This is a genomic window from Vibrio hepatarius (genome assembly GCF_001274785.1).
Taxonomy (GTDB): Bacteria; Pseudomonadota; Gammaproteobacteria; order Enterobacterales; family Vibrionaceae; genus Vibrio; species Vibrio hepatarius.
The window spans coordinates 371,389-389,415 of record NZ_LHPI01000001.1; the positions used below are offsets into that span (position 1 = coordinate 371,389).

Annotated in this window: 17 protein-coding genes; 10 read left to right on the forward strand and 7 right to left on the reverse strand. The window is 46.4% G+C overall.

The genetic code is table 11. The features are described 5' to 3' along the window. The first annotated feature begins 117 nt into the window (after positions 1-117). The 3 genes from AKJ31_RS01720 (at position 118) to AKJ31_RS23390 (ending at position 1,870) form a co-directional block, all read left to right on the forward strand. The gene (locus tag AKJ31_RS01720) at positions 118-861 is read left to right on the forward strand and encodes a phosphatase (RefSeq protein WP_053407970.1); all 744 of its coding nucleotides are present in this window, start codon (positions 118-120) and stop codon (positions 859-861) included. A gap of 84 nt (positions 862-945) precedes the next feature. Continuing rightward, on the forward strand, positions 946-1,329 hold the full coding sequence (locus AKJ31_RS01725) for a cytochrome b562 (protein WP_053407359.1): 384 nt from the start codon (positions 946-948) through the stop codon (positions 1,327-1,329). Between the two features lie 130 nt (positions 1,330-1,459). Further along, on the forward strand, positions 1,460-1,870 hold the full coding sequence (locus AKJ31_RS23390; protein ID WP_053407360.1) for a hypothetical protein: 411 nt from the start codon (positions 1,460-1,462) through the stop codon (positions 1,868-1,870). On the opposite strand, the gene AKJ31_RS01735 is transcribed toward AKJ31_RS23390, so the two are convergent. Next, complete coding sequence (locus tag AKJ31_RS01735) at positions 1,834-2,754, reverse strand: LysR family transcriptional regulator (RefSeq protein WP_053407361.1); 921 nt, start codon at positions 2,752-2,754, stop codon at positions 1,834-1,836. The two genes, AKJ31_RS23390 and AKJ31_RS01735, sit on opposite strands and share 37 nt — an antisense overlap. Before the next feature lie 197 nt (positions 2,755-2,951). Between AKJ31_RS01735 and AKJ31_RS01740 the strand changes: the two genes are divergently transcribed. Both AKJ31_RS01740 and tdh read left to right on the forward strand, forming a co-directional pair. Continuing rightward, positions 2,952-4,148 carry a glycine C-acetyltransferase gene (locus AKJ31_RS01740; RefSeq protein ID WP_053407362.1) on the forward strand — a complete coding sequence of 399 codons (1,197 nt, stop codon included), beginning with the start codon at positions 2,952-2,954 and terminating at the stop codon, positions 4,146-4,148. Next, entirely contained in the window at positions 4,148-5,179 is a 1,032-nt protein-coding gene (gene tdh / locus AKJ31_RS01745) for an L-threonine 3-dehydrogenase (protein ID WP_053407363.1), read from the forward strand. The genes AKJ31_RS01740 and tdh overlap by 1 nt, the downstream gene beginning before the upstream one ends. A 57-nt stretch (positions 5,180-5,236) precedes the next feature. Here the strand turns inward: tdh and AKJ31_RS01750 are convergent, their stop codons facing one another. Then, on the reverse strand, positions 5,237-6,166 hold the full coding sequence (locus AKJ31_RS01750; RefSeq protein ID WP_053407364.1) for an alpha/beta hydrolase family protein: 930 nt from the start codon (positions 6,164-6,166) through the stop codon (positions 5,237-5,239). 302 nt (positions 6,167-6,468) lie between these two features. On the opposite strand from AKJ31_RS01750, the gene AKJ31_RS01755 reads away from it, so the two are divergent. Continuing rightward, complete coding sequence (locus tag AKJ31_RS01755) at positions 6,469-8,037, forward strand: sensor domain-containing diguanylate cyclase (protein WP_053407365.1); 1,569 nt, start codon at positions 6,469-6,471, stop codon at positions 8,035-8,037. A gap of 92 nt (positions 8,038-8,129) precedes the next feature. On the opposite strand, the gene AKJ31_RS01760 is transcribed toward AKJ31_RS01755, so the two are convergent. Together AKJ31_RS01760 and AKJ31_RS01765 are read right to left on the reverse strand one after the other, a co-directional pair. Further along, positions 8,130-9,641: an aldehyde dehydrogenase family protein gene (locus AKJ31_RS01760; protein ID WP_053407366.1), complete on the reverse strand. Its 1,512-nt coding sequence runs from the start codon at positions 9,639-9,641 to the stop codon at positions 8,130-8,132. Positions 9,642-9,655: 14 nt separating this feature from the next. Then, positions 9,656-10,525, reverse strand: coding sequence for an NAD(P)-dependent oxidoreductase (locus AKJ31_RS01765; protein WP_211263029.1), 870 nt, complete (start codon positions 10,523-10,525; stop codon positions 9,656-9,658). 222 nt (positions 10,526-10,747) lie between these two features. Here AKJ31_RS01765 and AKJ31_RS01770 point away from each other — a divergent pair, with 222 nt between their 5' ends. Then, a complete protein-coding gene (locus tag AKJ31_RS01770) occupies positions 10,748-11,674 on the forward strand; it encodes a LysR family transcriptional regulator (RefSeq protein ID WP_053407368.1) in 927 nt (308 codons plus the stop codon). 47 nt (positions 11,675-11,721) lie between these two features. Here the strand turns inward: AKJ31_RS01770 and AKJ31_RS01775 are convergent, their stop codons facing one another. Further along, complete coding sequence (locus AKJ31_RS01775; RefSeq protein WP_053407369.1) at positions 11,722-12,609, reverse strand: VOC family protein; 888 nt, start codon at positions 12,607-12,609, stop codon at positions 11,722-11,724. A 9-nt stretch (positions 12,610-12,618) separates the two neighbouring features. Next, positions 12,619-13,380, reverse strand: a complete 762-nt coding sequence (gene epsC / locus AKJ31_RS01780; RefSeq protein WP_053407370.1) for a serine O-acetyltransferase EpsC — start codon at positions 13,378-13,380, stop codon at positions 12,619-12,621. A gap of 277 nt (positions 13,381-13,657) precedes the next feature. Between epsC and AKJ31_RS01785 the strand changes: the two genes are divergently transcribed. Continuing rightward, positions 13,658-14,377: a carbonic anhydrase gene (locus tag AKJ31_RS01785; protein ID WP_053407371.1), complete on the forward strand. Its 720-nt coding sequence runs from the start codon at positions 13,658-13,660 to the stop codon at positions 14,375-14,377. A gap of 62 nt (positions 14,378-14,439) precedes the next feature. On the opposite strand, the gene AKJ31_RS01790 is transcribed toward AKJ31_RS01785, so the two are convergent. Then, a complete protein-coding gene (locus tag AKJ31_RS01790) occupies positions 14,440-14,886 on the reverse strand; it encodes a hypothetical protein (protein ID WP_053407372.1) in 447 nt (148 codons plus the stop codon). A gap of 503 nt (positions 14,887-15,389) precedes the next feature. Here AKJ31_RS01790 and AKJ31_RS01795 point away from each other — a divergent pair. Continuing rightward, positions 15,390-16,598 (forward strand): NupC/NupG family nucleoside CNT transporter, encoded by a 1,209-nt coding sequence (locus AKJ31_RS01795; RefSeq protein ID WP_053407373.1) that lies wholly within the window; start codon positions 15,390-15,392, stop codon positions 16,596-16,598. Positions 16,599-16,785: 187 nt separating this feature from the next. After that, positions 16,786-18,015 (forward strand): peptidase T, encoded by a 1,230-nt coding sequence (pepT, locus tag AKJ31_RS01800; RefSeq protein ID WP_053407374.1) that lies wholly within the window; start codon positions 16,786-16,788, stop codon positions 18,013-18,015. Positions 18,016-18,027: the final 12 nt, after the last annotated feature.

Consider the following 18,027-nt stretch of genomic DNA (forward strand, 5'->3'; position numbering starts at 1 on the left):
AACGGGCGTTTGAATACGGTACTCGCGCGTGAGCGAGATCAAAGATTGTGTTGATCTCGGCGCTTGAACAACGATAGGCTATTAGGTGAGCAACTAACCAAAAGTGTAATCGCAGAAATGAAGCTAGTTATTGATACCCATACTCACACGTACGCCAGTGGACACGCCTACAGCACGCTAATCGAAAATGCCCAACTTGCGAAGAAAAATGGTCTGCAGATGTTTTGTACGACCGACCATGCGGAGTCAATGCCTGGCGCGCCACATTATTGGTTTTTCTCTAATCAACGAGTGCTGCCAAGATTCTTAGAAGGTGTCGCGGTTGTTCGCGGCGTTGAGTCCAACATTCTCAATATCGAAGGCGACGTTGATATCCACCCTACGAGTGACCGTAATCTAGACTGGGCGATTGCCAGCTTCCATGAGCCAGTCTTTCGTCCTTCAGACGTTAAGTCGCACACTCAGGCGCTTATCAACACCATCAAAGGTGGCCGGGTGGATGCGTTGGGGCACTTGGGCAATCCTAATTTCGATTTTGATTTTAAAGCTGTGCTTGAGTGCGCGAAAGAGCACAACGTCGCGATTGAAATCAATAACTCCACATTAAGAGGCAACAGCCGTGTAGGCAGTGTTGAGCGCTGTTATGAAATCGCTGAGATGGGTAAAGAGCTGGGTGTTTACTTTACCACGGGCAGTGATGCGCATTTCTGCGACGATGTGGGTAACTTGGGTTTAGTCTCTGAGCTACTCGACAGCGTTGGAGTGAGTAGCGATAAAGTGATCACCCATAGCTGCCGTCAATTCTTAGACTTTCTCGAACTACGTGGGCGTGAGCCGATCTCGGATTATCAAAGTTTATAGTTTGATACAAAAATGCCGCTCAACTTTCGGTACAAAATTCAGTAACATTGCCGTTTTACAGCCCAATAAAAGAAGAACATTACAATGAGAAAGTTAATTCCAGCTCTGGCTCTTTTTGTCTCTGCTCATGCGTTTGCTGCAGACGTTGACCTGAAAGCAAATATGAAACAGATGAAAATCGAATTTAAACACGCTGCAGAAGCAACCGAAGTTGCTAGCATGAAAACCGCAATCGAGAACCTGTCTGAACTGGTTGAACAGTCGAAACGTGGTGAGTACGCGCCTGAGAAATTCGACATCTACCTAGAAGGTTTTAACAAGCTTTCGATTGCGTTGGATTCAGTAGAAGCCAAGCTTGATGCTGGTGATATCGATGCGGCGAAAGCAGAACTTCAACAAGTTGATGCGCTGCGCGAAGAGTATCACGATAAGAAAAATCCAAGTATTTGGAGTAAGTTGTTCGGTTAATTTGTTATGTCGTGTCTTATGTTTACAATACGCGACATAAAGTTATGACCATGGTTTAGTTTTGCTGCTTTCGTTGCGGAAATGGTTAGCGACTCGTTATATAGTTTCGCTATTCCACGAGAGAGTGACAATGATACGCGCAGCGAAGTTTAACCGAACCATGTTACTAGCAAGCGCCCTTAGCTGGGTGCTTGTTACTTTGATGCCTGTCATCAATGCTCATGGCGCCAGCGCGGGTGTCTGGGCGACACTGTGTACTATCAACGGTTTTGAGTTGATACAAGTTGAAGAGGGTGAGGTTGAAACCCAGCACAGCAAACCGTGTCCTTTTAGTCATTTCTCAAGTTTTCACCAAGATTCACTTCCAACACCTCTCTACACATCACGACACACACTGACCGTAGTCGAGCCGTACGCTTTTTTGGCTCTAAGCGTACGCTACCAGATTGCAGTCCCGCGTGCTCCGCCAGTCAGTTATCTACTATCAACCCTCACATCTACGTCCTATTTTAATTTCGCTGTCAATTCATCACTCACATAATCAATAAACGCTCTTAATCGTGCGGGCATGTATTTGGTTTGTGCGTATTGCATCGCCACACCGCCGTGATAGTTACTTTTAATCGTCCAGTTAGCGAGTACGGGCACCACTTCGCCATTTTTTACTGCATCTGCAATCACGAAATCATGGAAAATGCCAATTCCCAACGCGTTCTTAACCCCCGTTAGGCGCATTTGTGAGTGATTAACCGCGTAGCGGCCAGAGACAGAAACTGAATGAAACTCATCGTCTTTGAAGAAATCCCAAATATGGTCACGGTCGTTTTCTGCCAGATAAAGGCAGTCGTGCTCGACAAGTTGATTCGGATGTGACGGCATACCACGTTGCTGAATGTAGTCTGGACTCGCGCACAGAACCAAGTTGGTGCTGCCGATCTCTTTGAGTACCAAATTCTCGTCGGGTTTATCAGTCAGCTTAAACGCAATATCAATATTGTCGCGGATTAGGTCGATTTCACCGTCTGCGACACGCAATTTGAGTTGGATATCCGGATATTGCTTTAGGAAAGGAACCACAAAAGGTTGCAACACAGAGTTTAAAAACGCTTCTGGCGCTGCCACCGTTAGCGCACCACTTATCTCGGTGTGGTCAGAAACGGACAGTTCCACCGCTTGTTTAGCCGCGTTGACCATAATCACCGCTTGGTCATACACCTGCTGTCCGGCGCGAGTGATGATTAAAGTGCGAGTGGTTCGCTCAAACAGTTTGACCGAGAATGACGCCTCTAAACGAGTCACCATCTTACTCAACGCGGAAGGAGTCACTTCGAGTTTTTTTGCCGCGGCGGTAAAGCTACCTTCCTCTACGATCAGAATAAAACTCGCCAAATCAGGCAGTAGCGCAATCAGCTTAGTATTGTTCATAGGCTCACTGTTAACGAAGTCATCAATTACCTCTAGTAGAGCTTATTTGTGCCTCAGGTTCAATAATGTTTTTCCACCCAGTGGGATAATGGATTCACGACGCTTCGTTTACACTTAAGTTAATACACTGTTGGCGCTAAGCCACAGAACTAACGCAAGCATTAAGCTTAATAATTATAACTAGGAAGGAATTTGAAATGACTTCTGCATTCTACGAACAGATTCAAAATCAGATCGAAGAAGTAAAGGCTGAAGGCCTATACAAATCAGAGCGTGTTATCACTTCTCAACAGCAAGCCGCTGTTAAAATCTCTACTGGTGAAGAAGTTCTGAACTTCTGTGCGAACAACTACCTTGGTCTAGCTAACCACCCAGCGCTAATTGAAGCGGGTAAAGCGGGTATGGATCAGCACGGTTTTGGTATGGCGTCTGTACGCTTTATCTGTGGTACTCAAGATATCCACAAAGAGCTTGAGCAAAAGCTTTCTAAATTCCTAGGTAAAGAAGATACGATTCTTTACACCTCTTGCTTTGATGCAAACGCAGGTCTGTTTGAAACCATCCTAGACAAAGAAGATGCAATCATTTCTGATGCGCTGAACCATGCGTCTATCATCGACGGTGTTCGCCTATGTAAAGCGATGCGTTTCCGTTACTCAAACAACAACATGGAAGAACTAGAGCAGCAACTTATCGCAGCGAAAGAAGCGGGTGCTCGTAACACGCTTATCGTGACTGACGGTGTGTTCTCTATGGACGGTGTGGTTGCTAACCTGCCAGCTATCTGTGACCTAGCAGATAAATACGGTGCGCTTGTGATGGTTGATGATTCTCACGCAGTCGGCTTTATGGGCAAAACTGGCGCGGGTACACACGAGTACCACGACGTAATGGACCGTATCGACATCATCACAGGTACGCTGGGTAAAGCAATGGGCGGCGCGTCAGGCGGCTACACGTCTGGTAAGAAAGAAGTGATCGAGTGGTTACGTCAGCGTTCTCGTCCGTACCTATTCTCTAACTCGGTTGCACCGGCAATTGTTAACGCGTCTATCCGTGTATTGGATTTGCTTGAAGAAAGCGGCGACCTACGTGACCGTCTATGGGAAAACGCAGCACACTTCCGCGCGCGTATGACAGAAGCAGGCTTTACGCTTGCAGGCGCAGACCACGCTATCATCCCAATTATGCTTGGTGATGCGAAAGTCGCAGCAGAGTTTGCTGAACGTGCACTTGAAAAAGGCATCTACGTTATCGGCTTCTCATTCCCGGTTGTGCCAAAAGGTCAAGCGCGTATCCGTACACAAATGTCAGCGGCGCACTCTCGTGAGCAACTAGACCGCGCAATCGACGCGTTCATTGAAGTTGGTCGTGACATGGAGATCATCAAGTAATGAAAATCAAAGCACTTTCGAAACTAAAGCCTGAAGAAGGCATTTGGATGACTGAAGTGGACAAGCCTGAGCTTGGCCACAACGATCTACTGATCCGTATTAAGAAAACCGCTATCTGTGGTACTGACGTTCATATCTACAACTGGGACGAATGGTCACAAAAGACAATTCCAGTACCTATGGTTGTCGGCCACGAATATGTAGGTGAAGTGGTTGGTATCGGCCAGGAAGTTCGCGGTTTTGAAATTGGTGACCGCGTTTCAGGCGAAGGTCACATCACTTGTGGTCACTGCCGTAACTGCCGTGGCGGCCGTACTCACTTGTGTCGTAACACTGTGGGGGTGGGCGTAAACCGTGAAGGTGCATTCGCAGAATACCTAGTGATTCCGGCGTTTAACGCGTTCAAGATCCCTGAAGGTATCTCTGACGATCTAGCGTCTATCTTTGACCCGTTTGGTAACGCAGTACACACTGCGCTGTCATTCGACCTAGTGGGTGAAGACGTGCTAATCACAGGTGCTGGCCCGATTGGCATCATGGCTGCAGCGGTTGCGAAACACGTTGGTGCTCGTCACGTGGTGATTACTGATGTAAACGAATACCGTCTGGACCTAGCTCGTAAGATGGGCGTAACTCGCGCTGTCAACGTTGCTGAGCAGAAGCTTGACGACGTAATGGCGGAACTAGGCATGACAGAAGGCTTCGACGTAGGCCTTGAAATGTCAGGTAATCCATCAGCGTTTAACTCAATGCTGACGACGATGAACCACGGTGGCCGCATCGCGCTACTGGGTATTCCGCCATCAGACATGGGTATCGACTGGAACCAAGTGATTTTCAAAGGCCTAGTGATCAAAGGTATCTACGGCCGCGAAATGTTCGAAACTTGGTACAAGATGGCTTCACTGATTCAATCTGGCCTAGATCTAACGCCAATCATCACTCACCATTACAAGATTGATGATTTCCAGAAAGGCTTCGATGTTATGCGCAGCGGCGCTTCCGGCAAAGTTATCCTTGATTGGGAATAACAAATTCAAATAAGAAAAGCGCTCCAGATGGGGCGCTTTTTTTTGTCTCTAAAAACCTTACAAATACTGAGCTAACCAGTGTTGGATACCTTTAATCACCGTATCTACTTGGCTAGTCCCATCGGCTGCTTCAAAAGAGTGATCAAGTTGCTCGAATACTTTAAACGATACATTGGGTTGGTTCTTAGAGATTTGCTTTGCTTGAGCGATAGCCAAGTCTACCGAGACATTTTTATCTTGACCGGATTGGATCAGTAATACTGGCGTGGCAATTTTCGACAAAACTTGAGTTTGGTCGATTTCAAACATCTCTTTCCACCATTGATAGCCATGTCCACTCATGTTCAATTCGAACGGTTCGCTATTTAATATATGGTTGTAAAATCCAATAAAGCCGTTTGATGCTTGTTTATAAGCTTCGTCAGAGGGAGATTGTGACCTTATATTATGTAATACATCATCAACAAATTTTCGCCCACCGCCATTGAGCGAAATGGTCGCGCTTATATCACTTAATTGCGAAGCAAGGATATTGGCGATTAATGCACCTTCACTCCCACCGATTAAAACGATCTTGTTATATCTGCGATTCTGATTAAGTGTGTTTAGCACCTGGGTGTAGTCTTTTACTCGCTGTGCTGGTGAGTCATTAATAAGATAAGCGTTGGGACAATCCTGTCTTTCCGGATCTTTATCCCACTCAAGGTTCTTATCGATTCCGTACTTTTCAACCGTCAGAACGTCGGCTTGAGGGAGTACCTTAGCAAACTTATCGTTGATCAGTTTGTTGTGATAGACACTGTTGCAATCTGAGCCTTGAATTAAAACCAAAAGGGTATCGCTAGAGGGAATCGATTCGTGCAAGTAATAGTTTATGTAAGTCTTATCTGTTCTTTGTAGTGTGAAGTTTGTGGAGGCTTGTACGTGCATCGCAACCACGGTGTTCAGTATTAATACCAGTGCTAACAGTATATTTTTAAGTGTCATTCGGGTCTGAAAACCTCAACAATAAGTGAAAACTAAAAGCTATTTGTTTTAAATACGAGGCTTCGAGATAAACAAAGTTCAAATATTAGATGATGTTTACTCTTTATTCGGATGGTGAGTTGCTGATGTATCAAGCATATGAATATCAAGGCATAACTCTTAAAACTATGTTTTCTTGTACCTGATTAACGTTTTGGTTACTTAAACTGATTGTTTTTGTGGGGATTTATACGGGTTGCGATTAGAATCTAGGTGAATTAGATTTATTGTTCAATCGTACGAATATGGAATGGCACCGCCGGATGCGCAAAAGAGCTCAAGAAAAAATTAACTTAAGAAAGCTGATTCTCCTGCTGTGCGTGTTCAGTGTCGTTGTCACTCTGTTTAACTCCTTTTATTCCATTTATCGCGTGCAACGAGAGCTGATAATCAGCAATACCATTGAGTCTAACCGTGTTTACGCAGAAAAAATGGCTGAGATGACCGATGCTTTTATTGAGTCAGCCATGAGCCAACTGGAATACAGTGCTCAATATTTGTCGACGAAAATGGACGACGACACGGCGTTGACTACCGAAGTAGATCGTCTTCGTGCGCAAACGAACTCATTTAACTCAGTGGTAGTCGTAGGTGCTGATGGTGTCATCGTCTCTATCTCACCTGAGAATTTGCGCATCAAAGGGGTGAAGCTTAAGAGTGAACGTTCGCTGCAATCACTCAAAGCGCAACGTCCTTTGATTACCGACCCGTTTGTGTCGCCAGCAGGCAACTATCTAACCAGTTTGTCTTATCCTATTTTTTCTGCCGATGGTGAGTACCTAGGCTACATTGGCGGAACCATCTATCTCGAGAAGAAAAATATTCTGACCACCTTGCTTGGGCAGCACGGTTACAAAGATGGTTCTTATTTGTATGTCGTCGATAGACACCGAACGCTGATTTATCACCCAGATAAAAATCGTATAGGGCAGGTTATCGTGACCAATAAAGCGATTAACGCGGTCATTGAAGGCGAACATGGCGGGCAAGATATCGTGAATGCATTAGGCATAGATATGTTGGCAGGTTACGCGCCAGTACATGGTTCAGGCTGGGGGGTTGTCGCGCAAAAACCAAAAGCACTAACGCTAACGCTATTGGATGAACAGATGTGGAAAGTGTTTTGGGAGTCGATTCCAATCGGCATGCTCACGCTGCTACTGATTTGGATCTCGGCCATCTATATTTCGCGACCGCTCTGGCAACTGGCAAGTGCAGTGAAGGCTTTTGACAACCATGCGTCGACTATCGAAGAGCTAAAAGCAATCAAGCCGTGGTATTTTGAGGCCTCTCATTTAAAGAGCAGCTTCCTAAAGGCATTCAATATAGTCTCAAGTACCATTGATAAGCTCCATTCAGACAGCATGACGGATGCAATGACAGGTCTGCTTAACCGACGCGGCTTGGAAAAAGCGGTCGAAAACTTACGCGAGCACAACGTGCCTTTTTCATTGCTGGCGTTGGATATCGACTATTTCAAAAAGGTCAACGATACCTTTGGCCATAATGCGGGTGATGAACTGCTGAGAGAAGTGGCGCAGCTAATGAAAGTGCAGGCGAGAGACCTTGATATAGTTTGTCGCTCTGGCGGTGAAGAGTTTATGATTTTCCTTGCGAACACCGATGTAAGCCAAGCGTTTGAAGTCGCAGAAAGAATACGTAAATCAATGGAGACCCATAACTTTGCTGTCGTAAGTAGTATCACTATCTCTATCGGTGTTTCACATTGGGCTGGTCAGCCTGAGTCGATCGAAAGCGTGATGAAAGAAGCAGACAAAGCGTTGTACAAAGCCAAAGAGAATGGTCGAAATAGAACGGAGCTGGGCGCTTAACTTCAATATTGTTGGACGAAAAAATCCCCTGAGCGGTTGAAAGGCTCTCAGGGGGATTTATGTTTAATGTGTTGTTAAGCCGCAATTGTTATTCAGCTTTCGACAGTACCGTAATTGAAACTGAACGCGGGAGAGTCTGAAGTTTCTACCCAAACACTCTTGGTTTCGCTGTACTCGCGCAACACATCAATGCCGGACGAACGGCCATAACCACTCTGTTTGTAACCACCAAATGGAGAGCTAACATGAATGGTTTTGTAGCTGTTGATCCAGAACGTGCCAGCTTTGACTTTATCCGCCACACGATGCGCTCTTGCAACGTTATTGGTCCAAACTGCGCCAGCTAATCCAAACGCACTGTCGTTGGCAATACGTATTGCATCCGCTTCATCTTTAAACGGAATCGCAATCACCACAGGGCCGAAGACTTCTTGTTGCGCTACCTGCATGCCGTTATCACCGCTCAGTACCGTTGGGTTAATGTAAAAGCCACTGGCGTCTGGGGTAGGCGTTCGCTCACCAATAACACGTGCGCCTTCGGCTTTGGCGACTTCAAGCATATTGGTAACGTGTTGGTATTGTTTCTGGTTGTTGATTGGACCAATCTCGCTGGAAGGATCTGTAGGATTGCCTACCTTGATTTGCTCAGCGGCAGCAGCAACTGAAGCGACAAACTTATCGAAGATGGTCTCTTGAACCAAAAGGCGCGAACCAGAAACGCAACTTTGCCCTGAACCGCCAAAGATTGCGGACATCGCCCCTTTCATTGCTTTGTCTAAATCGGCGTCTTCAAACACGATATTGGCGGATTTGCCGCCCAATTCAAGGACGCAAGGAATAGTACGTTTGGCTGCTGCGCTCGCGATGTGGCTGCCAGTCATTGGTGAGCCGACAAAACACACTTTGCCAATATCCGCGCTAGCAATAATTTGTTGTCCGATGGTATGCCCGTAGCCAGCAACGACGTTTACCAATCCTTTAGGTGCGCCAGCACGTTCAATTAGTGATGCAAGAATCAACGAGCTAACAGGCGTGAGCTCTGACGGCTTCAAAATCACTGCATTTCCCGCCGCGATAGCCGGAGCGATTTGCCAACCAGCGGTGAAAATCGGTGCATTCCAAGGCGTGATTTGCAAGATGGTGCCAATCGCTTCGTACTTAACATAGTTGAGATGCGAGGTAGGGACGGGAATCACTTCGCCGTGCAGTTTATCCGTCCATCCCGCGTAGTACTCAAACATTTCCGCTACCGCAGCAATTTCGCCTTTGGCGTTCGCCAGTGGTTTGTTGGCGGTAAGACATTCTATCCACGCCAACGCTTCCGCTTCTTTGCGAATCTCAGCGCCGATTTGATACATCACGCGACCACGCTCTTTGGCGGGAAGTTGCCACCAAGCTTGCTGAGCGATGTCCGTTGCTTCGTTAAGAGTCGCAACCAGCTCGTTATCGGCATCTTGATACGACAGTAGTACTTGTTCATCGTGGGCTTGTACTAGGTCGATTTGATGTCCATGACCAAGGATAATCTCGCCGTTTACCCAGCTACCGATGTGTTCTGTCGCCAGGTACTTGTTTAGTGATGCGCTAATCTGTTCGTTATTCATTGCTTCATCCTTGATTAATAGAGGTCGCGGTCTGATTGTTTGACGATCTGGTTGAAGTCATCGTGATCGGAAAGCTGCTGGCTCTGTTGCCACATTTGAATCACTTGTCGGCAGAGAAGGAAGTCCAGCCCTAACTGGTCAGCAAGCTTTTCTGCTAAGCCAACATCTTTGCGCATTAGTCCCATGGTAAAACCCGAGTCATAAGCGCGGTTAAGAATCCATTTCTCGAAGTTCACTTGGCTGACGCCGCTGCGCCCTGAGCCCGCGTTAATTCCGGCCAACACTTTATGCGGGTCGACTCCGGCTTTGGCTGCCATGCTGATCACTTCAGCGTTAGTAATCAGGTGCGCTGCACACAACATGTTGTTAGCGATTTTGGCAATGTTGCCTGCTCCAACATCACCGATGTGGACCTGCACCGCGCTGATTTTTTCAAGAACCGGCATTACTTTGTTTACTGTCGCTTCATTGCCACCGAGTACCATACTCATCGTGCCAGACGCCGCGCCCGCAGGGCCGCCTGAGACGGGCGCATCAATAAACTCAATGCCTTTGCTTTGTAATGCTTTAGCAACCTTACGACTCACCTCGGCTTCAGAAGTTGTGGTGTCGATGATAGTCAGTCCGGCGTGTCCGAGCGCGAGAAGCCCATTATCCGCTAAGCAAAGCTGCTCAACATGCTCGGCTTTCGGTAAGGAAAGGATGATGACATTACAAAGTGCGGTGAACTCTTCGAGCGAATGAATCGGCGTGACGCCTTTTGTCGCAATTGCGTCAAGCGCTTGTGTTGATAGGTCATAGCCGTACACTTGTTCACCTTTGCTCGCCAGCGTGGCTGCCATTCCTGAGCCCATATTTCCTAGGCCGATAACGCCAATTTTCATATCCATATCCTTAGTTTTGTCCCTAAACCACGCAGAGAGAACTGCCAACTTGTATTCAATAGCAGAGTGAATCGAACTCTGAATGAAACGAATTGATTGTGATTTTGTTAATAAATATGAGTGTTTTTGCTTTGATTTGGAGTATAAGTAGGCATAGTGTTCTGAACAATAAACTCAATTTTTAAAAATGTTGCGATGACGGCAACGCACAATGGGTGGTGTATGAGCTTCTTGCAGGAAAACCGAATCAAGTTCTTTTACGAAGCCGTGCAACACGGAAGTGTTAGGGCGGCAGCTGACTTTCTCAACGTCGCGCCATCTGCGGTCAGTCGTCAAATCAGTCAACTGGAAAATGAGCTGGATACGGTGCTGATAGAGCGTCATCGACGTGGAATTAAACCCACAGAAGCGGGTGAAGAGCTGCTGAAATACTACAAGCACTACCTGATCCAACAAGAGTTGTTGCTGGACAATTTAAAGTCTTTGCAGGGGTTGCAATCTGGCACGATTGAGCTGGCTATTGGGGAGGGTTTCATCAACATCGTCAGCAAAGCGATGTGCGTGTTCGCCGAAAAGTACCCAGATATCAAAATCGTCCTTTCCATTCACAGTGGTAACGATGTATTACGCAAAGTGGTAGAGGATGATGCGCATGTTGGGGTGGTATTTAATCCGCCGCAACACCCTAAGATCCGCACCCATTACACCGCGATGCATCCGATGATTATTGCAGTTGGAAAGCAGCACTCGCTCAACAATGAAGCCACGCCAATTACTATGTCGGTATTAAAGAAATATCCGCTTGCACTGCCAGATTTGGCCCACGGCGTAAGACAGTTAATTGAAGAAGTAGAGAAAGAAGAAAACGTTACGCTCACGCCGAATGTGATCAGCAATAACATGACAGCGCTGCACTGCTATGCTTCTCATGGCGGGGCGACCATTATGCCTAACTTTATGCTGAAAAGTATGCCCGATTGGTACACCTCACTAAACAGTTTGCCGTTTGACAATCAACGCTTGAACAATACGGGCTCGGCGGTATTCACCCGTTTGGGCAGGCAATTGGGCCCTGGGCCAAGTGAGTTTATCAAGTGCCTGGTGGCGCTTTTTAAGCAAGAGTTGGACAACGACACACCGGCAGCTTAGCTATTAATAATCTGAGCATATGCGTCGTTATCTCGAAGCTGAATTCTCTACGATTCAATAAACTCTAAAATGACGTTTCCGGCCAGTTCTGGCTGGATTAATACGCGATGCTCATCGTCAAAAAATGGCACCTTGTTGGCGTGGAGCAATTGTTTCAGCCCAGTCAAGCTGGTGGTGTTTAATGTCATTGCCACCGCGTGGGGCCGTTCACTGCTCGTCGTTGGCAGTTCCACAGGGTGAAAAACAGTTTCGGCCTTATCACGCGAAACTGCACGTAACCAACCGCACCCGCTATCGACTTCCACTTTATCGTCGAAACGCTGAACTTTATCTTGGTAGATTGATTGCCAACGTTGCTGGTAAAGGTCGAGGTCACCAATGTAGGTCAATCCGGCAATCCCAGTGACTCCGTTTGCGTGTTGTTGCCAACCTTTTACCCAAATTAGCTCAGGGCGGTGTTGGTGACAGATAAAATTGGAGACATCCGGTGCTTCATCATCAATAAACAGCGCCAGTGAGACAACGGCTTCGTCCGGGCTGCCATCGGGTAAGGTCATCTTGCGGCGAAAGTCGATTCGCCCTTGGCTGTTTAGCCCTTGCTCGATAAGGGATGCGTGGTCTGCATCTGCGTCTTTACTGTGTAAGGCAACCAAGGAGATGCCTTCTTCACCACGTTGTAAAAACGAACCCAGTTGTCGACCAAAACAAAAACCGTTCACTGAGTTGGTGCCAAATTTTGACTCGTCATCGACACCAATCACTTCAATAAAGTTGCCGGGAAACATCAGCAATGAGGTAACGGTTCCCCAAGGATGATAACTGATTGGAGAAGGGCTAAACCCTAGCGCTCTGAACTGATCTAGAGCTTGCGCGTGGTCTTTGACGGTGACTAATGGATGGTCAATACCGTAAGTTTGCTGTCCGATAGCGCTCATAATTGATTCCTAAACTTGTTCTGATTGCGTAGAAAGGGTTGCCAGTGACGACGGTGCTTGACCAACAGGTTTCGCGGGAGCACCTGCGACCACTACGCCATTGGAGACCGGTTTTAACACGACAGAGTTTGCCGCGACGATGGCGTTTTCACCGACTTCGATGTTTCCGAGCACGCTAGCACTGGCACAAATCAGAGCGCCGCGGCGTATTTTGGGGTGCCTGTCTCCGGTTTCATTCAGCGTACTGCCAAGCGTGACACCATGCCAGATACTGACTTCGTCTTCGACGACCGCTGTCTCTCCAATCACTAAACCAATCCCGTGGTCAATAAACAATCCTTGTCCAAGTTTAGCCGCTGGGTGGATATCGATGTTCCATTGCAGTGATATCCAGTTTTGCAACAGTACTGCACTTTGGATATCTCCACTGTTCCAGATAGCGTGAGCGATTCGATAAGCTTGGATCGCAGCAATGCCACGAAAAGAAAGTAGCGCAGTTAAGTGGTCAGGACAGGCGGGGTTTAATGTCACGACGCGGTTAATGTCTGCTTCTGCTGCCGTTGCTATTTCAGGGTGATGGTTGACGATTTCATCAAACCACTCTTTGAGCAACGAACGTTGAAGGTGCTCTTGCAGGCTATCGGCTAAGTGTCCCGTTAACGCGCTAGGGAAGTCTTCATAGGCGAATATTTTAGAGTCGATGTAATCCTGCAGACGAGGATTTTTACGTACTAAGCCGTGCGCTTGTGTGTTGATGTCTGACCAAATCATTGATGTTACTCAAATGTTAACAATGAACTCAGTATAAATAGCGACTTTGATTGCGGACAATAAGGTTAACTGGCTTTTTTGTTGCGCTTAAGGCAACACAGAGTTCAGGCGATTTTTTGAACCAAGCTATCTGATTTATTTGGACGTAATTTCGCGCTCAGTACAAGTGTTGCGACTGCTTCCAAATTTACTCTGCAATCATAGATTCCATAGTAAATGTAAGGTTTATGGGTGCTTAACATACATCGATTAGCAAACATAACAAAAAGGAATCATGATGAAGAAAAACGTTGTAGCGTTGGCATTATTAACTGCAGTTGCGTCTTCAAGTTATGCCTCTGATTGGGGCTATGAGGGTGAGCATGGACCAGAGCATTGGGGTAATGTGGCAGCAGAATGTGCGCAAGGTAAGAATCAAAGCCCGATTGATATCCATCAGCCTGTCGAAGCCGATCTGGTTGATCTTAATATCAATTACACCGGTGTGGTAACGGGCATCACCAACAATGGCCATACTTTGCAGGCAAAAGTGGAGGGGGCAAATACATTTAAAGTGGATGGTGTGGAGTTTTCACTCGCACAGTTCCATTTCCATACACCATCGGAAAACACGATAAAAAGTCAGCACTACCCGCTGGAAGCCCACTTTGTTAACGCAGATAAAGATGGCAACTTAGCGGTCATTGCGGTGATGTTTGATCAGGCACAATCGAGCAATCCTCAACTTGCACATTTGCTAGAAGCGGCGCCTAAAAAAGGCGAGACTAAATCTCTCTCTAGCAGCTTTAAACTAACTGAGTTGCTGCCAAAAGAGGATGACTACTATCGTTTCAATGGTTCGTTGACGACGCCGCCTTGTAGCGAAGGCGTACGTTGGTTCGTGATGAAAGAAGCGAAGAGCCTGTCCGCTGGGCAAATCGGCCAGTTTGAACAAGCGATGGGACACAACAATCGTCCGGTTCAGCCGCTGAACGCGCGTAAAGTGCTAACAGACTGACTTGGAAGACGAGAAAGCCCGCCGAAGAAGGCGGGCTTTTTATTAGAGAATCACTGAGCAGCTTAGCTGTTTTGGGCGATTTGAGCGTATTGTCTTAGCAAGTCCGTTAGGGTGGTTACCCACTCCAAAGCGTTTTGTGGACTTTGCTTAACGATGATTTCGACGTGATTGCAGTGCGTTTGTAGCGGAATCGCACGCTCTAAATGGAAAGAAACCGCATAAAAGTGCCAAAGTAACAGACGCTGCATGCGTTCAATGTTTTGTTGCTGGTTATCTGATTCGCTAAACAAAGCAGGAAGTTCGCTCAAGGCAATAGCGTTCATTCTTAGCATCGCGTCAAACTGCGCTTCTTGAAGTTTGTCTTCGGATTCGCTCTCATCGTGTTCAAAAGTAAACAGCTCGTTCATGGATTCTTCTGGGACCAGACGATGGACAAGTCTGAGGCTCAGTTCTTCGAGCTCTTCACGAGAGGATTGTGAAAGGGAAGCGTAAGTGTAGTCGCGTTGCATGGTGATGTCTCGAACGTAAAAACGGTCGCGTATTGTATACCTGTAAGCCACAATTATAAAAGCCCCACATGATTGTGGGGCTTTGGGTTGTGCTTGTGTCAAGCCAATGACGTTGTTAGGGAGTAGGAATTATTTAAGGGTACGTTTAACCACTCAATATAAAACTAGAAGCCAAAGTTGCGTTAGCCAAGTATTTTATCAATTAAGAATGATTATATTTTCCGAACTGTGACTCTACTCCATAATATGTGTGCAACAGCGTACGGAATTATTTCGTCTTCTCATCCTTTCCGCCAATAAAACACTCATAAAAGCCGATATTGATTGCAGAGTGAACAGTTGAACGTTTGCCTGAAAATATGTGATGAATATCTATTTTTGTTCGTTATACTTTCCGCCCGGTTAAGAGCAGTGCTCTACCAATACAAGCCGTCACAGGGAATGGTGAATGACCCCACGGACCGGACCAGCTGCCAACTCAATGCTTGTAGAGGTTATCTTAAATGAATGTTTTATTTGGCTTAATCGGTATAGTCGTACTGTTAGCGTGTGCAGTATTACTATCAGAAAGTCGCAAGTCGATTAATTGGAAAACAGTGTCTCGTGCATTGTTGCTTCAAGTCGGGTTTGCTGCTTTGGTGCTGTATTTCCCTTGGGGACAAGCCGCACTAACCAGTTTAAGTAGTGGTGTTTCGAGTCTATTAGGATTTGCCGATGAAGGTATTCGATTCCTATTTGGTGACTTAGCTAATACTGGTTTTATCTTTGCTGTTCGCGTTCTCCCTATTATCATTTTCTTCAGTGCTTTAATCTCTGCCCTTTATTACTTAGGTATCATGCAAAAAGTCATCGAATTTATCGGTGGTGGCATCCAGAAATTCCTTGGTACCAGTAAAGCTGAATCCCTCGTTGCGACAGGCAATATCTTCCTTTCTCAGGGTGAATCTCCTCTTCTTGTTCGTCCATTCCTCTCTCGTATGACTCGCTCTGAATTGTTCGCTGTAATGGCTGGTGGTATGGCGTCGGTAGCGGGCAGTGTACTTGGTGGCTATGCAGGATTGGGCGTTGAGCTTAAATACCTTATTGCCGCGAGTTTTATGGCTGCACCGGGTAGCTTGATGATGGCGAAAATTATCGTTCCTGAACGTGATACGCCGGTTGACCAATCCTCTGTTGAAATGGACAAAGCGCAAGAAAGTAACGTTATCGATGCACTGGCGAGTGGCGCGATGAACGGTATGAAGGTTGCGGTTGCCGTGGGTACTATGTTGATTGCCTTCGTCAGTGTGATCGCGATGGTTAACACCGGTCTTGAGAGCTTAGGTGAAGTAGCGGGTTTCGGTGGTATCACCCTGCAAGCGCTATTTGGTTACCTGTTCTCGCCACTGGCTTGGGTGATCGGCGTACCTTCTCACGAAGTGCTAGCCGCGGGTTCTTACATTGGTCAGAAGATCGTAATGAACGAATTTGTTGCCTTCATCGACTTTGTTGAGCACAAAGCGCTGCTTTCTGAGCACAGCCAAGTGATCATCACTTTTGCGCTGTGTGGCTTTGCTAACATTGGCTCAATTGCTATCCAGCTTGGCTCTATTGGTGTGATTGCCCCAGAGCGTCGCTCTGAAGTGGCTAATCTAGGTATCAAAGCGGTTTTGGCTGGTACGTTAGCCAACCTGATGAGCGCATGTCTAGCGGGTATTTTTATCCTGCTATAAGTTGTAAAACTCACTTATATGATAAAGCTCGGCCTTTGCGCCGAGCTTTTGTGTTTTTGCTAATCAGAAAGAAACCTGATTTACAGCAAAGCCTCTCATATTGTTAAGCGTAGGATGTGCTCTATGGCCGCTGAGCCCGAATGATAAGAGCGTCATTATAAGAGAGTCATTACAAGAGATAGACACGATGGATAAATTAGTACAACGCTTTCTGCGCTACGTTACCTTTGATACACAATCAAACCCAGATAATGCCCAATGCCCAAGTAGTGAAGGGCAGATGACCTTTGCGCAATACCTAAAACAAGAGCTGATCGACCTCGGTCTGAGCGATGTTTCTCTCGATCACAACGGTTACTTGATGGCAAGGCTGCCGAGTAATATTGATTATCCTGTGCCCGCGGTGGGATTCATCGCCCATATGGACACCGCGCCGGATGCGTCGGGTAAAAATGTGAAACCACAGATTGTTGAAGACTATCAAGGCGGTGATATCGCACTAGGCAAAGGCGACGAAGTGCTGTCTCCTATCCAATATCCAGAGCTTCATAAGCTTCATGGACACAACTTAATTACCGCAGACGGTACCACATTACTAGGGGCAGACAACAAAGCTGGGATTGCGGAAATCCTTACCGCGGTCGCGCATCTTATTGCTAACCCGGATATCGCTCATGGTGATATCTGCATTGGCTTTACGCCAGATGAAGAAATTGGCCGTGGCGCAAACTTATTTGATGTCGAGAAGTTTGGCGCAGAGTGGGCGTACACGATTGATGGTGGCCCTGTAGGTGAGTTGGAATACGAGAATTTTAATGCCACTACCGCCGATGTGATTTGCCATGGTGTGAATGTTCATCCGGGAACCGCGAAAGACAAAATGGTGAATTCGATGAATATCGCCGCCAAATTCCAACTTATGATGCCGGAAGATGAAACTCCAGAAGCCACTGACGGATACCAAGGTTTTTATCATTTAAAATCGGCACGTATGTCGGTAGCACGTAGTGAGCTAAGTTATATTATTCGCGACTTTGAACGCGACGGTTTAGCACAAAGGAAAGCCTTTATGCAGCAAAAGGTTGATGAACTAAATTCGGCCTTAAATAGAGGTAAAGTTGAATTAAAATTGACAGATAGTTATTTCAATATGAAAGAAATGGTTGAACCATTCCCACATATTATTGATTTGGCTAAACAAGCAATGGAAGCATGTGACATTGAGCCGATAATCAAGCCGATTCGTGGTGGAACCGATGGCGCGAGATTATCCTTTATGGGGCTACCATGTCCTAATATTTTTACTGGTGGGTATAATTTTCATGGTATTCATGAGTTTATCACGATAGAAGGCATGGAGCAGGCGGTGAATGTGATTGTTACGCTATCTAATCGAATTGCTTTGCAGTATAAATAACATCGCGTCTAA

Coding starts and splice junctions, on each gene's coding strand:
- AKJ31_RS01735 (WP_053407361.1), bottom strand. CDS start 2,754: ATGAACAATACTAAGCTGATTGCGCTACTGCCTGATTTGGCGAGTTTT.
- AKJ31_RS01750 (WP_053407364.1), bottom strand. CDS start 6,166: ATGACACTTAAAAATATACTGTTAGCACTGGTATTAATACTGAACACC.
- AKJ31_RS01740 (WP_053407362.1), top strand. CDS start 2,952: ATGACTTCTGCATTCTACGAACAGATTCAAAATCAGATCGAAGAAGTA.
- epsC (WP_053407370.1), bottom strand. CDS start 13,380: ATGATTTGGTCAGACATCAACACACAAGCGCACGGCTTAGTACGTAAA.
- tdh (WP_053407363.1), top strand. CDS start 4,148: ATGAAAATCAAAGCACTTTCGAAACTAAAGCCTGAAGAAGGCATTTGG.
- pepT (WP_053407374.1), top strand. CDS start 16,786: ATGGATAAATTAGTACAACGCTTTCTGCGCTACGTTACCTTTGATACA.
- AKJ31_RS01770 (WP_053407368.1), top strand. CDS start 10,748: ATGAGCTTCTTGCAGGAAAACCGAATCAAGTTCTTTTACGAAGCCGTG.
- AKJ31_RS01790 (WP_053407372.1), bottom strand. CDS start 14,886: ATGCAACGCGACTACACTTACGCTTCCCTTTCACAATCCTCTCGTGAA.
- AKJ31_RS01795 (WP_053407373.1), top strand. CDS start 15,390: ATGAATGTTTTATTTGGCTTAATCGGTATAGTCGTACTGTTAGCGTGT.
- AKJ31_RS01755 (WP_053407365.1), top strand. CDS start 6,469: ATGCGCAAAAGAGCTCAAGAAAAAATTAACTTAAGAAAGCTGATTCTC.
- AKJ31_RS01785 (WP_053407371.1), top strand. CDS start 13,658: ATGAAGAAAAACGTTGTAGCGTTGGCATTATTAACTGCAGTTGCGTCT.
- AKJ31_RS01720 (WP_053407970.1), top strand. CDS start 118: ATGAAGCTAGTTATTGATACCCATACTCACACGTACGCCAGTGGACAC.
- AKJ31_RS01775 (WP_053407369.1), bottom strand. CDS start 12,609: ATGAGCGCTATCGGACAGCAAACTTACGGTATTGACCATCCATTAGTC.
- AKJ31_RS01765 (WP_211263029.1), bottom strand. CDS start 10,525: ATGAAAATTGGCGTTATCGGCCTAGGAAATATGGGCTCAGGAATGGCA.
- AKJ31_RS23390 (WP_053407360.1), top strand. CDS start 1,460: ATGATACGCGCAGCGAAGTTTAACCGAACCATGTTACTAGCAAGCGCC.
- AKJ31_RS01725 (WP_053407359.1), top strand. CDS start 946: ATGAGAAAGTTAATTCCAGCTCTGGCTCTTTTTGTCTCTGCTCATGCG.
- AKJ31_RS01760 (WP_053407366.1), bottom strand. CDS start 9,641: ATGAATAACGAACAGATTAGCGCATCACTAAACAAGTACCTGGCGACA.